This is a genomic window from Streptomyces sp. NPDC085927 (genome assembly GCF_044540975.1).
Lineage (GTDB): Bacteria > Actinomycetota > Actinomycetes > Streptomycetales > Streptomycetaceae > Streptomyces > Streptomyces hirsutus.
In genome coordinates this window covers 236,352-249,604 of the sequence record NZ_JBITSN010000008.1, presented here as the reverse complement: position 1 = coordinate 249,604, position 13,253 = coordinate 236,352, and the positions used below count along the sequence as shown (strand labels likewise).

The window sequence follows — 13,253 nt, the reverse complement described above, 5'->3', positions numbered from 1 at the left end:
CAGTCCCTGGTCCCCGGGTGCCGCTCACTTCGGGCGACCGCTTGGGAGTGCGGTGGGCCGCCAGGGTCCGCGGATCGTCGTAGCGGGCGGGTGGTGTGCCGGCGGGTGGTCGGCCCACGGCAAGCGCCACAGCAACGCACCCGGCGGTGATGACGGGCCCCGTGCTGCCCAAGGAGTCGTCGGGCCGGCATGCGGGCCCGAACACTCCGGACTAGCGTGAAACGAGACAACGGCAGCAAGCAGCGCACCCCGGAGAAGGTGACGCACATGCCGGACAATCAAGGAGCTGCGTTGCCGGCCGCCGCTGCTCAGGCGCTGGCGGACGAGCTTCGTTCCTCGCTCCAGGGCGAGGTGATCGACCGCGGGCACCCCGGCTACGACGAGGCCCGGGCCGTGTGGAACGGGCTGATCGACCGCCGCCCCGCGCTCATCGCCCAGTGCTCCGGTACGGCGGACGTGGTCGAGGCGGTACGGGTCGCGCGCGAGCACCGTCCTCTCGTCAGCATCCGCGGGGGCGGGCACCAGGTGGCGGGCAGCGGGGTGTGCGACGACGGGCTGGTGATCGACCTGTCGCGCATGAAGGGCGTGCACGTCGACCCCACTGCCCGTACCGCGCGGGCCCAGGCGGGCGTGACCTGGGGCGAGCTCGACCGTGAGACCCAGTTGCATGCTCTGGCCACGCCGGGCGGGGAGATCTCGGCCACCGGAATCGCCGGTCTCACGCTCGGCGGCGGCTTCGGCTTTGTGATGCGGACGTTCGGCCTGAGCTGCGACAACGTCCGCTCGTTCGAGATCGTCACCGCGGACGGCGCGGTACGCACGGTGAGCCGGGAGGAAGAACCCGAGCTGTTCTGGGCGGCGCGCGGCGGGGGGCGGGGGATCGGAGTCGTCACGTCCTTCGAGTTCGGCCTCCACCCGCTCGGGCCCGAGGTGTCCGGTGTGCTGGTTCTCCACCCCTACGAGCGCGCCGAGGAAGTGCTGCGGGCCTGGCGGGACGCGACGTACTCCGCGCCGGAGACGGTCACGCCGGAACTCCTGCTCTGGAGCGTCCCCGCGGACCCCGCGGTCCCGCAGGAACTGCACCGGTCGAACTGCGTGATGGTCGGTGCCGTGTACGGGGGCCCGCCGGGCGACGCTGCCACCGCCGCGCTGGCGCCGCAACGCGAACTGGGGCCACCGCTCATGGACTTGAGCGGAACCGTTCCCTACGTCGCGCTGCAGAGCGCGAATACCTGGCGGTTCCCCGACGGTGAACGCTACTTCATGAAGTCGCACTTCATGGACGAGCTGAGCGACGAGGCCATCAGGACCCTGATGGAGTGGTACTCCCGGAGGCCGACTCCGGAAAGCCTGATCGTCGTGCGCACCCTGGGCGGCGCCGTGGCGCGCGTCGGCCCCGACGAGAGCGCGTTCGCGCATCGGTCCGCACGCTACAACGTGAGCATCGACGCGGGCTGGCAGGACCCGGCGCTGGACGAGACCGCGATCGGATGGGCGCGCTCGGCGTGGGACGCGATGAAGCCGTTCTCGAGCGGCGGGACGTACGTCAACTTCGCCGGGCTCGGCGAGGACGCGACCGAGTTGCGCGGCGCGGTCTTCGGTTCGCACGAGGGGCGGCTCGAGCGCACCCGCGCCGCGTACGACCCGGAGGGCCTCTTCGCCCCGGCCGCGGGCAGGCCGTGAACAGGCCTTGAACAGGCCGTGAGTTTGTGAACAGACGTCATACGGGCGGTCGCCCTCCCTTTCGGGCGAGGCGTGACTCACCCGGAACGGCAGGAAGCCGTTGAGTGCGCCGGCAAGGGCGAGCCACCACTCCTCGAGCCTGGGGGCGAAGGGGTTCAAGAACCGGGTGCACGTGGACTCCCCCGTTCCCGCCGAGTCCATCGTCCGGCGATCGAGGTGGCTGAGGTCCAGTGGGCCGATGCCGCCCGCAGGCGACGTCGCCGGGGATCGGGCGGACCGTCTCCTGACCGGCCGACCGCCGTCGGTTCAGCACAGGGGACACGCTGTCATTCGCGCGGATGTGCCGTGACCGGGTCGGCCCCGGGGGCCGGGCTGCGCTCCCAGCGGGCGGTGGAGCGGTTCCAGTGGACCAGTCCGCAGGAGGTGAACTCGTCGAGCCAGCCGTTCATGGGCCACCACCCCCAGCGGCGGTGGAAGATTTCGGCGTTGCGGAGGATGTCGTCGAGGTGTTCCACCGGCGGGCTGGAGGCCGGGTGGTGCTGGTGGAAGGCCGGTGCGCCGCCCACCCAGGTGAGCCCGACACCGGAGGTGCGGGCCCGTTGGCCGTAGTCCGTGTCCTCGCCGCCGTACCCCTCGTACTCCTCGCAGAAGCCGCCAACGGTGTGCCAGGTGTCGGTGGTCAGGGCGAAGGACAGCGACCAGAACAGCGTGTGGTCCCCGCCGTCGCGGGTCTCGTCGGGCGCGGGTGCCGGGCGGGCGGGGTGGGGTTGGGCGAGCACGGGGAGGTGGGCCAGGCGGTAGCCGGTGGGTCCGGGTGGTGGCAGGTAGGCGACAGTGCCGCAGAGCAGGGAGCGGCGGTGGGCGGGGTCTCGGGCCACCTGGGCGTAGCGCTCCAGCAGCCGCTCTCCGGGGACGCAGTCGACGTCCAGGAAGACCAGCAGTTCGGCCCCGTGCTCCAGGGCGTGGGCGGCGCCGAGGTTCCGGGCGCGGGCCAGGGGGAGGTTCCCGTCGCGCACGGGGCAGTCGACGATCGTCGCGGCGGGTCGGCGGCCGGCCAGGACGCCGCCCAGGTCCGGGTCGTCCATGGCGACGACGACGTATTGTTCCGGCGTGCGCGAGCCGGCGGCGAGTCCGGCCTGCTGCAGGGCGAGATGCCTGTGCCGGCCGGCCGCGAGAGTGATCACGGCGGTGTGCATCAGAGGGTTCGTCCGTCTCGTGCGCGGGCGGCGTCGGCCAGGGCGGTCGCGGCCCGGACGGCGCCGTCGCCGGGCGCCCACCGGGGCCACCGGGCTCCGCCGTGCGCGCGGGCCTGTTCCAGCAGTGCGGGCCACTCCTCGGCTTCCGGCCATCCTGAGGCGACGACCGCGAGCCGGCCGCGCATCAGGGCGCGCCCCGTGGCGGCCTGTTCGCCGAACGGCCGCTCCTGCGGGACGACCACCGCCGGGCGGCGTGCGGCGGCGCACTCGGCCAGGGCGTTCTGGCCCGCGTGCGTGACCACGACGTCAGCCGCGCACAGGGCGGGCCACGGATCGGCAGACCATCCGCTGTCCGGGCCGCCGAGCGTCGTCCACCGCCAGCCGGGGGTGGCTGCCCGCGCGGCCTTCACCTCGCCGGGTGAGACGCCGGTCCCGCCCGACCCCATGAACAGCAGTACCCGCCGCATGCGCGGACGGTCCGCACGCTCCTCGGCAGGTGCGTGGTGCGGGCGGCCGTCGAAGCGGGAGAACGCGCCGGTGTGGACCGTCTTGGCCCGCCAGGGCCCTGGCCAGCCGGGCTCGGGCAGCTCGGCCGGCCAGGGGGCGAGGAGCAGATCGGCCAGGTCGTAGGCCATCCGGTGCGGAGGGTCGGTTCGCTCGCCCCGCATGGCCATCACCGCGACGGGAGTGCCCAGGAGCCGTGCCAGCAGGGCCACTTCGATGGAGACGTCGCACACCAGCAGCCGGGGCGAGGCCGCCGCGATCCACTGCGCGATCAATGCCATGCGCCCGCGCAGCCCGGCGTGCCGGACCGGCGCCCAGTGCAGCCGGCCGCCCGCCGTCACGTCGCCGAACGCCGCGGGGTCGCCGTCGTCGTCCCCCGGCAGGTGCACCCAGTGCCCGGGCCAGTCGTCGGGTGCCGCCAGGCTGGACAGACCGGTCACCGGGAGGGGGCAGTGCGCGGCGATGGTCCGCGCGCGGTTCACGTGGCCGCTGCCCTGGTGGTGCACGTAGTAGCCGATCATGGCGGCACCGCCCGGTAGAAGCGCTCGTAGCTGCGCGTCATGACCTCCACGGAACAGAAGGACTCCGCGTGCCGCCGGGCGGCGGCCCGGGACAGACCGATCGTCGGCTCGACGGCCTTCGCGAGCGCCACGCAGTCGCCGGGCGGCACGAGCCGGGCGCAGTCGCCTGTGACGATCTCCGGCAGCGCGCCGCGGTCGAACCCGCACACCGGTGTGCCGCAGGCCAGCGCCTCCGCCGTCACCAGTCCGTACGGTTCGTCCCAGCAGGGGGTGACGACGGCCGCCGCCGAGGAGCCGACCAGCTCGCACAGTTCGGGCTGCGGAAGGTGACCCGCGTAGGTGATCGTGCGGTCCAGCCAGGGGCGGATGCACGCCTCGAAGTACTCCGTGTCCCCCACGGGTCCCGCGAGCCGCAGCCCTCGTCCGGCCAGCCGTGCGGCCTCGATCGCCAGGTGCGCGCCCTTCTCGGGCACGATCCGCCCCGACCAGACCAGCTCCTCCCCGCCGGGGCCCGGATGCCAGCGCCGGGTGTCGATGCCGTTGCGCACCACGGTGGCGTCGGGCACCACGTGCTGCCACGACGTGGCGGTGTGCTCGCTGACCGCGCTGAACCGCACCGGGCAGTGCCGCGCCGCCTGGATGGCCGATTCGAGCCACGGGGTGGGCGGGGTGTGCAGGGTGGTGACCACCGGGACGGGCAAGGCTGCGGCCATCGCCACCGGCAGGTAGTGCAGGCTGTTGTTGTGCACGATGTCGTACCGCACCGGCTCGTGGGAGAGGTCGAGCATCAGCTGGAGGTAGGCGTGGTGCTCCTCCAGCCACTCCGAGGCCACCATGCTCGTGTCCCAGCGGGCGGTCTCGCTGATCCGGGGCGGCCGCAACGGCATCTCCACCACTCCCAGTGCGGGGTCGGAGCCCGGGCCCGCGAAGACGGTGACCTCGTGACCGCGCGCGATCAGCGCCTTGGACAGCGTCCAGGTGTGCGCTTCGAGACCGCCGGCGAAGGGATCGCGGATCGGATGCCGGGCGGAAGCGATCAGGGCGATCCGCAGGGGCGCGAGCAGGGGCTGCGGAGCGGGCTGCACGGCAGCCGTCACAGGAGGTCCGCGTAGAGCGCTTCGTGTTCCCCGGCGAGCCGGCGGCGCTCGGCCCGGCGGTCCGCCGGGTCGGCCCGCCAGGTGGGACGCTCCTCGTAGGCGGCGCGCACCGCCTCCCGCAGCGACGCCGCGTCCAGCCCTCGCCGGTCGTGCCCGTAGCTGAGGCAGGGCCGTTGCTGCGCGTAGAACCCGCAGGAGGGGGCGACGACGGTGGTCCCCAGGTCGTGGCACGCTTCCAGCCATCCGGAGTGGGTCCCGAAGCGGTAGGGCAGCACGGACACGTCGAGGCCGATCAGGTAGTCCCACAGCGCGTCGTCGTCGAAGTAGTGGTGGACGCTCAGCTCCAGTTGCTCCCTGCGGTCCATCTCACGCAGCTCGTCGAGCACTCCGGGCGCGTGGAAGTGGCTTGACGGGTCGTCGATCTCCGGGTGGCAGTCGACGCGCAGCACCGCGTCGGGCAGCTCCGACAACGTGTCGGCGAGCACCCGGACCACGGGCAGCGGGTCCATGTTGGCGCGCAGGCTCTTGGCGTGCACACCGACCGTGAACGTGCCGTGTTCGGGCCGAGGCCGTATCAGGCCGGGCGGGGGGACCACGTGCGGGTGCGGCAGGACCAGTGCGGTGCGGCCCCAGCGTGCGGTGATCTCTTCCGCGGCGCCCGGGGTGAGGGTGATGAGCCGGTCGGCCCCGGGGACGAGCACATCCAGCTGCGCCCGGTGCTCGCTCTCGTCGTGATGGTGGGGATTGACGAGGTCGTGGACGGTGTGGACGAGCGGTTTGCCGTTCCGGCGCAGGGCATCGAGGAGTGCCCGCAGTCCCGAAGGGGTCTGCGCGTCGAACCCGAAGTGGAGGTGGAAGACGTCGAAGGTTCCGGCGTGTTCGTCGACCCAGTCCGCGTCGAGCATGACCGGTGGCCACCACTGCTGGGACCCGATGGGGGCTCCGCAGGGGCGGGGATCGGGCAGGCGGACCACGTGGTCGCCGCCGGGCGGGGACAGGTGGCGCACGTAGACGTGCCCGGCGGGGACCGAGGCGACCCGGATGGTGCCGACGGTCCCGGCCTGCGGACCGGGTCTGCCGCCGGGCCGCGGATCCGCACCGCCGCCGGACGTGTGGGGCGTCGGGTTCGCAGTACGGCGGTGGGCGACCGGTTCGGGCACAGTTGTCTCCTCGTTCCGTCACGCTGGAAGCCGCCCCGTCCCTTCGGATCCCGCCGAAGACCGTGTCGCGCAGAGCACGGTGGAGGCCGCTTTCTCCGGAACCCACAGTCCCCCGTCGGACGGTCGGCAGCATGCCGGGCTCAGCCGTCCGGGCGAACATGACCGGCTCGGGCTACCCCGACGGGCGCGCCGGGCCGCCCGCCGGCATCGTCCTCGATCCCGCCCCGCCCTTATTGCCCGTTTTCCAGCGGTCGACCGGCGGCGGGCCGGTCCCGGCACCCCTTCTTCGCGCGGACGTGAGAAGCGTCCCCGCAGGCCCGGGTCCGGTCCGGGGCGTCGGCCGCGTACGGCTTCGCCGGCAGGACCTGGTGGAACTGTCCGAAGGCGCCCGCCTCGGGCCACCGGTTCAGTTTCCGCCGGCAGTCCGTTCCGGCCCGAACCCCCGCTCCGGAGGCAGGAGTTGCCGGTTGATGCCGTTGTGGAGGACATGGAGGGCGTGGAGGACGCTCTGCAGACACAGCCGGTCGTCCATCGGCTGCGACCCCGGAGTCGTCGTCGGCCAGGGTGGCAGCAGCGGTTCGGCCGCCGCCCACAACTCGTCGTCCAGGGTCCACGGTCGAGTTCCCGCACCCCACGGACGGCCGAATCGTCACACCCGTGACGGCCGACCGGGGCAACGTCACAAGGTCGTGTCACGGCCGCCGGGGTCCGGCTGAAGGAAGTCGGTGAGTGCGGAGGCCAGGGCCTCGGGTGCCTGTTCGGCGACGTGATGTCCGGAGTCGATGCCGTGGCCGCGGACGTCGTCGGCCCACCGGGTCCAGATCGCGGCGGGGTCTCCGTACAGATCCTCCAGATCGTCCCGCAGCGACCGGAGGACGAGTGTCGGGCAGGTGATGCGTGCGCCGGCGGCCCGGTCGGCTTCCTCGTGCTGCCGGTCGATGGTGAGGCCGGCTCGGTAGTCCTCCAGCATCGCTCGTACCACGTCGGGATCGCGTGTGGCCTGCCGCCACTCGTCGTAGTTCTCCTGGCCCATGGTCTCGGGGTCGCCGTGGTACCAGCTGTCGGGATCGGCGGTGATGACCCGCTCGGGGATGCCCGGCTGCGCGAAGAAGAACCAGTGCCACCACTGGGTGGCGAAGTCGACAGTGATCCGCGACAGATGCTCCGTCAGCGGCAGGCAGTCCACGAACGCCACCCGGGAGACGGCGTCGGGGTGATCGAGTGTGAGGCGCAGCGCCACACTGCCCCCGCGGTCGTGGCCCACAAGCGCGAACCGGTGATGTCCGAGGTGGCGCATCACGGCCACCACGTCCCCGGCGACCGCGCGCTTGGAATAGCCCGCGTGATCCGCCGTGAACCGCGGTCCCCTGGAACGCCCGTAGCCCCGCAGGTCCGGGCACACCACCGTGTGACCGGCCCGCACGAGCAGCGGAGCGACCCGGTGCCACGTCGCCGAGGTGCGGGGATGACCGTGCAGGAGCACCACCGGCGGACCGTCCCCGCCGAAGCGGACGAAGGCGGATGCCTCACCGATGTCGACCCGCGCCGTCTCGAATCCCTCGAACACCCTGGCCTCCTGGGGCTCGGCACCCGCACTGCTCTTGCCGCCGGCGCGGCATCAGCAGTTCCTCCTGCCCAGGCCGGCAACGGCTACGCACATCACCTTGAAACAACCGCGTCGGCCGGCGAAGACCCCCGGCAGCCACCGGCCGCACCCGGCGACCGCACCGCTTGACCGACGACCGGCCTCGCGAGGGAGTCCGTGCTCTCCTACCGAAAGACGTACGTGCCGCAGGGTCCCGCCTGCACCACGGCCGTCACTGAGGGACCTCGTGACGTCCGGGGCGGAGCTCTCCGCGTCGTTCCATGCCGTACACACAGCGTCGGAGCCCGCACACCGGAAGGGCGTGCGGGCTCCGACGCCGGGAACGTCACTCCGAGATCTCGACCTTGCCGTTGGCGGGCTCCGCGGGAGCGGGCGTCGTCGACGTACCGCGCTGGGTGAGCCCCTGGAGGAGCTGGGCGAGGTCGACACCGGTGGCGGAGTTGAGGAGCTCCATGCCCTGGGCGACGTTGTCGGTGACGGTGCGCGTGAGCTGCCCCGCACCGTCGGTGGAGATGACGGTCAGCTTGTCCACGGCGGCCAGCGGCTCGGCGGCCTTGCCGACGACCTGCGGCAGCACCTCGACCAGCATCTGCAGCACCGCCGCGTCGCCGTAGCGCTCGAAGGCGTCGGCCTTCTTGTGCATGGCGTCGGCCTCCGCCGAGCCCTTCGCGGCGATCGCGGCGGCTTCGGCGTCGCCCTCGAGGCGTACGGCGTCGGCGAGCGCCGCGCGGTGGGCCTTCTCGCCCTCACCGGTCAGCCGTGCCCGCTCGGCAGCCGCCTCGGCCTCCTTGACCGAGGCGATACGGCGGGCCTCGGCCTCCTGCTCGGCCTGGTAGCGGGCGGCGTCGGCGGGCTTGCGGACCTTGGTGTCCAGTTCGCGGTCGGTCAGCGCGGCCTGCCGGGCTGCGACCTTCTCCTGCTCCTGCAGGACCTCCTGCCGCCGGGCCGCCTCGGCGAGCGGGCCGGCGGCGTCGGCGCGGGCCGCGGCCTCGTCCGTCTCGGCCTTGATCTCGGCCTGCTTCAGGGCGAAGGTCCGCTGGGCGATCGCGATCTCCTCCTCCGCCTTGAGCCGGGCCTGCTCGGAGGCCCGCCGGGCGACGGCCTCGGCGATGTCGGCCTCCTGCTTGGCGCGGGCCGCCTCGGGCCGGCCCAGGTCCTCGAGGTAGGAGCCTTCCGTGGTGATGTCCTGGATCTGGAAGGCGTCCAGCACGAGTCCCTGCCCGGAAAGGCTGGCCTCGGCCTCCTCCGCGACCTGTCCGGCGAAGGCGGCGCGGTCACGGATGATGTCCTCGACGGACATGCGCCCGACGATGGAGCGCAGCGCGCCGGACAGCACTTCCTGGGTGAAGCCGACGATGCCGTCCTGCTGGTCCAGGAACCGCTGGGCAGCGGCGCGTATCGAGTCCTCGGTGCCGCCCACCTTCACGATGGCGACACCCTCGAGGTTCGCCTTCACCCCGCGCAGGGTGACCGCGCCCCGGACGGCCACCGGAATGTGCCGGCTGGACAGTTCGAGGGTGAACTTCTGCTGGACGAAGGGCACGACGAAGACACCGCCGCCGACCACGACCTTCTGGCCGCTGTTGTCGGTGAAGATCCGGCCGGTCTCGGGGTCGGTGGACTTCTTGCCGCGGCGGCCGGTGACGATGAACGCCTCGCTGGGGCCCGCGACCTTGTAGCGGGTGACCACCACGAGGGCCAGCAGGACCAGGAGTACGACGACTCCGATCACTGCTATCAGTACAGAGCTCATATGTGTGGAATCCCCTCAGCCCTCCCCGGAGGACGGCGATGTGGTTCGGATCAAACATGAACGTGGGCGACGCAAAAACAGGAGACGCGGGAGACACGCCGGCCGCGGAAACGGCCGGCGCGGGCGGGGCGGCGCGCCGCGGCGACGTACCGGTCAGCGCTCGACCGGCCGGACCGCCACCGATGTCGCGGACAGCGCGGACTCCACCCAGACCTCGGCGCCCCGCGCGACGGGTCCCGAACTCTTCGCGGCCAGCTTCAGCGGCTGTCCGGCGAGATACACCAGCACCTCGCCGTATCCCTCGGCCGGGATGGCGGTCACCACCGAGCCGGAGGTGCCGACGAGATCGCCGCCGCGCGGGGTGGCAGCGGTCTGGTCCCGCATGAGGGCGCGGCTGAGCTTCCAGGTCAGCCACCCCGCGGCGGCCCCGGCCACGATGCCGGCCGCCGTCGCTCCGGTGACCCCCAGGCCCGTCGTACCGAGGACGATCGCGCCGCCGAAGCCGAGCATGGACACGAACCCGGCGATGACCGGCAGCGACAGGAACCCGTCGAACAGCCCGTCCAGCACGCCGCCGAACACGCCTTCCAGGATCCCGTCGAAGATCAGTGAGAACAGCAGCAGAACCAGTCCCGCGACACCGAGACCCACAAACCAGTCCATTCGGGCCCCGCTTTCACTCGATGATCTCCCGCACCCGCATGCTCCCATGCGACCCGGCACGGGCACATTGCCAGAACCCGGCAATCTTTACGCGTTCTTAATGCCGCCTTCCGACGGACCTCGGGGTTCCGCTCCCGTTTCGGCCACGGTACGGGCCACGTGGACGCGAGGCGGGAGAGTTACGGTCCGTCGCGTCTCGGCCCGGAGCGTGACGGGGTGCCGGGGGGTACACAGCCGTTGCTCTACTCCGGCAGGATCGATGCCCTGGGATGCGCCGGGGTCCATGGATGTCGTCTCCGGTGCAGGCCGTCACCGAGCGGGTCCGCCGTCATAGGCCGGGGCTTGGACGTCCCGGGTCGGACGCCGAGGCCGAGCGTGCCTGGTGCGGGCCTGCCCCCGGACGTGTGCGGCAGGACGTCCGGGCGGGACGGGCCCGGAGAGAGGCGGGCGATCGCATCGGTGTCGATCGCGACCGGCCGAGGTGTCCGCAACGGCGTCATGGACGGCGCAGGCGGATGGTGACGGCCTGTTCCGTACCCTGGCGGTATGCGTATGCGCCCCACTCTGAACTGGCTCCCTGCCGAGGACCTGTTGCCGGGCACCACGGATCTGGAGCCGGTCGCCGATGCGCTGAGCACCGGCGGTGTGCTGGTCCTCAGCGGGGCGGGCATCTCCACGGAGTCGGGCATCCCCGACTACCGGAGCGAGGGCGGGAGCCTGAGCCGGCACACTCCGATGACCTACCAGGACTTCACCGCCGGCACCCACGCCCGGCGCCGGTACTGGGCACGCAGCCACCTCGGCTGGCGCACCTTCGGGCGTGCCCGCCCCAACGCCGGGCACCGGGCCGTGGCCGCGTTCGCGCGGCACGGCCTGCTCACGGGTGTGATCACCCAGAACGTCGACGGCCTGCACCAGGCCGCCGGCAGCGAGGGCGTCGTGGAACTCCACGGGAGCCTGGCCCGGGTCGTCTGCCTTTCCTGTGGCGCCCTCAGTGCACGCAGCGAACTCGCCCGGCGGCTGGAGGAGGCCAATGCGGGCTTCGAGCCGGCGGCCGCCGGAATCAACCCGGACGGTGATGCCGACCTCACCGACGAACAGGTCGAGGGCTTCCGCGTGCTGCCCTGCACGGTCTGCGGCGGCATCCTCAAACCGGACGTGGTGTTCTTCGGCGAAGCCGTTCCGCCACGCCGGGTCGAGCACTGCCGCACGCTGGTCCGTGAGGCGGCTTCCCTGCTGGTCCTGGGCTCCTCACTGACGGTGATGTCCGGGCTCCGGTTCGTCCGCCAGGCGGCCCAGGCCGGAAAGCCCGTACTGATCGTCAACCGGGCCCCCACCCGGGGCGACCGGCACGCCACCACCCGGGTCGCGCTCCCCCTGGGAACGGCCCTCACCACGCTGGCCGGCCAGCTGGACACCTCCGTCGACGACGAGTTGACGGCCTGAGTGAGTCGGTGACGGCGGCGGGAACGTCGCGGACTCCTCGAGCCGGCCCCTCGAGCCCGCCTCTCGTGCCGCCGCGGAGCCGCAACGCCGAGCACGCGCGTCCAGCGCCCGCACGGCCGAGGACATGACCGCAGCCCTCGGCTGAACGCACACGCCCGGAGCGAACCGGATCGCCCGCACGGGCGTCGAGTCCTCGCGGGGGCGGCGGGGCGCCGGCACACGCCTGGCCGGCCCTCCAGGAGCATGCGGGGGTTCCTCTCGACGTCGCCAGAACTCTCTGACTAACATCAGAGAATGGATGCGGGACAAATCGACCAGGTGCGGCGGTTCAACCGCACCGTCACCGAATGCGTGGGCGTGCTTCACGATCAGTACCTGGGTCGCGACCGGCCCATCGGTGAGGCCCGGCTGCTCTGGGAGATCGGCGAACAGGGCCAGGACGTACGGCGGCTGCGCGAGTGCCTGGGGCTCGATTCCGGGTACGTCAGCCGACTGCTGCGCTCCCTCGAGGCCGACGGTCTGGTGAGCGTGGAGCCGCACTCCCGGGACAGGCGGGTGCGCACCGTCCGGCTCACCGACGCGGGCCGCGCGGAGCGTGCCGAACTCGGCCGTCGGAGCGACGACCTGGCCGGCCGCCTCCTGGAACCGCTCAACAGCGCCCAGCGCGCCCGGCTGGTCGCCGTCATGGCCGAGGTCGACCGGTTGCTGAGCGCCGCGACGGTCACGCTGGACGCCGTAGCCCCGGACCATCCCGACGCCGAGCACTGTCTGCGGTCCTACTTCGCCGAACTGCAGGAACGCTTCGAGACCGGATTCGACCCCGCACGGAGCCTGCTGCCCGACGCCGCGGAACTTTCCCCGCCGCAGGGCCTGTTCCTCATCGCCCGCCTGCACGGCGAGCCCGTCGGCTGCGCCGGTCTGAAGCTGCCGCCCGGGGCACCGGCGGAGGTCAAGCGCATGTGGGTCGCACCCCATGCCAGGGGCCTCGGTCTCGGCCGTCGGTTGTTGGCCGAGCTGGAGGCGAAAGCCTCCCAGCACGGCCGCGAGGTGATGCGCCTGGACACCAACACGGTGCTCGACGCCGCGATCGGCCTGTACCGCTCCTGCGGTTTCCAGGAGGTTGCCGCCTTCAACGACGAGCCGTACGCCCAGCACTGGTTCGAGAAGCGGCTTCCCGCGCCCTCGGCGGGATGACGGTACGGGTCGTGGGCAGGAGGTGCGCGCCCTCTACTCCGGCACCGGGCCGCGCCCCGTGGTGGTGGCATACATCCAACATCCTGAGCTTCTCCACGGAGCTTGTGACTGTCCCGGGCTGGTCCTCCGTGTCCTTCCATGCACTTGATCGGCCGGTCTCGGAGACGACCAGCCATGCGACGCGAGTGCGCCGACACCCCGGGACGTCCGTGTCGCGTGGTCCTGGGGATATGCCACTTCGACGTAGTCTTGGGAGCGAAGGCCGCCTCGGTCGGCGTAGGAGCCCGCTCATGCACGCGACCATGGCCTCTCCCGCGGGGAGAGGGGCGAGCGCGCAGGTCCCGGCTCAGGCGATGACGTCCCGATCCGGCGGGCGGGACCACCCCGTGACCTGCCGGCCCCAAAGCCGGAGCGACCGTCTTCGGCCGGG

The 13,253-nt window shown here is 72.4% G+C and carries 11 protein-coding genes; 3 read left to right on the top strand and 8 right to left on the bottom strand.

The window, feature by feature from the left end; all coding sequences use genetic code 11:
• The first annotated feature begins 216 nt into the window (after positions 1 to 216).
• Positions 217 to 1,683, top strand: a complete 1,467-nt coding sequence (locus ACIF80_RS22570) for an FAD-binding oxidoreductase (protein ID WP_399807348.1) — start codon at positions 217 to 219, stop codon at positions 1,681 to 1,683.
• Positions 1,684 to 2,009: 326 nt separating this feature from the next.
• On the opposite strand, the gene ACIF80_RS22565 is transcribed toward ACIF80_RS22570, so the two are convergent.
• The 8 genes from ACIF80_RS22565 to ACIF80_RS22530 all read right to left on the bottom strand — a co-directional run bounded on the left by ACIF80_RS22565 (position 2,010) and on the right by ACIF80_RS22530 (position 10,183).
• Complete coding sequence (locus tag ACIF80_RS22565; RefSeq protein ID WP_399807346.1) at positions 2,010 to 2,879, bottom strand: glycosyltransferase family 2 protein; 870 nt, start codon at positions 2,877 to 2,879, stop codon at positions 2,010 to 2,012.
• Complete coding sequence (locus ACIF80_RS22560; RefSeq protein WP_399807343.1) at positions 2,879 to 3,904, bottom strand: glycosyltransferase; 1,026 nt, start codon at positions 3,902 to 3,904, stop codon at positions 2,879 to 2,881. The genes ACIF80_RS22565 and ACIF80_RS22560 overlap by 1 nt, the downstream gene beginning before the upstream one ends.
• On the bottom strand, positions 3,901 to 5,001 hold the full coding sequence (locus tag ACIF80_RS22555) for a glycosyltransferase family 4 protein (RefSeq protein ID WP_399807340.1): 1,101 nt from the start codon (positions 4,999 to 5,001) through the stop codon (positions 3,901 to 3,903). The genes ACIF80_RS22560 and ACIF80_RS22555 overlap by 4 nt, the downstream gene beginning before the upstream one ends.
• Positions 4,998 to 6,161: a glycosyltransferase gene (locus ACIF80_RS22550; protein WP_399807337.1), complete on the bottom strand. Its 1,164-nt coding sequence runs from the start codon at positions 6,159 to 6,161 to the stop codon at positions 4,998 to 5,000. The genes ACIF80_RS22555 and ACIF80_RS22550 overlap by 4 nt, the downstream gene beginning before the upstream one ends.
• Positions 6,162 to 6,567: 406 nt before the next feature.
• Complete coding sequence (locus ACIF80_RS22545; protein ID WP_399807334.1) at positions 6,568 to 6,756, bottom strand: hypothetical protein; 189 nt, start codon at positions 6,754 to 6,756, stop codon at positions 6,568 to 6,570.
• A gap of 84 nt (positions 6,757 to 6,840) precedes the next feature.
• Positions 6,841 to 7,728 carry an alpha/beta fold hydrolase gene (locus tag ACIF80_RS22540; RefSeq protein WP_399807332.1) on the bottom strand — a complete coding sequence of 296 codons (888 nt, stop codon included), beginning with the start codon at positions 7,726 to 7,728 and terminating at the stop codon, positions 6,841 to 6,843.
• Positions 7,729 to 8,092: 364 nt separating this feature from the next.
• Complete coding sequence (locus ACIF80_RS22535) at positions 8,093 to 9,520, bottom strand: flotillin family protein (protein WP_399807329.1); 1,428 nt, start codon at positions 9,518 to 9,520, stop codon at positions 8,093 to 8,095.
• Positions 9,521 to 9,673: 153 nt separating this feature from the next.
• Positions 9,674 to 10,183, bottom strand: a complete 510-nt coding sequence (locus ACIF80_RS22530; protein WP_399807326.1) for a hypothetical protein — start codon at positions 10,181 to 10,183, stop codon at positions 9,674 to 9,676.
• A 546-nt stretch (positions 10,184 to 10,729) separates the two neighbouring features.
• On the opposite strand from ACIF80_RS22530, the gene ACIF80_RS22525 reads away from it, so the two are divergent.
• Positions 10,730 to 11,629 carry an NAD-dependent protein deacetylase gene (locus ACIF80_RS22525; protein ID WP_399807324.1) on the top strand — a complete coding sequence of 300 codons (900 nt, stop codon included), beginning with the start codon at positions 10,730 to 10,732 and terminating at the stop codon, positions 11,627 to 11,629.
• 294 nt (positions 11,630 to 11,923) lie between these two features.
• Positions 11,924 to 12,823, top strand: coding sequence for a GNAT family N-acetyltransferase (locus ACIF80_RS22520; RefSeq protein WP_399807321.1), 900 nt, complete (start codon positions 11,924 to 11,926; stop codon positions 12,821 to 12,823).
• The last annotated feature ends 430 nt before the right edge of the window (positions 12,824 to 13,253 follow it).

Coding starts and splice junctions, on each gene's coding strand:
- ACIF80_RS22530 (WP_399807326.1), bottom strand. CDS start 10,183: ATGGACTGGTTTGTGGGTCTCGGTGTCGCGGGACTGGTTCTGCTGCTG.
- ACIF80_RS22520 (WP_399807321.1), top strand. CDS start 11,924: ATGGATGCGGGACAAATCGACCAGGTGCGGCGGTTCAACCGCACCGTC.
- ACIF80_RS22565 (WP_399807346.1), bottom strand. CDS start 2,879: ATGCACACCGCCGTGATCACTCTCGCGGCCGGCCGGCACAGGCATCTC.
- ACIF80_RS22535 (WP_399807329.1), bottom strand. CDS start 9,520: ATGAGCTCTGTACTGATAGCAGTGATCGGAGTCGTCGTACTCCTGGTC.
- ACIF80_RS22525 (WP_399807324.1), top strand. CDS start 10,730: ATGCGTATGCGCCCCACTCTGAACTGGCTCCCTGCCGAGGACCTGTTG.
- ACIF80_RS22560 (WP_399807343.1), bottom strand. CDS start 3,904: ATGATCGGCTACTACGTGCACCACCAGGGCAGCGGCCACGTGAACCGC.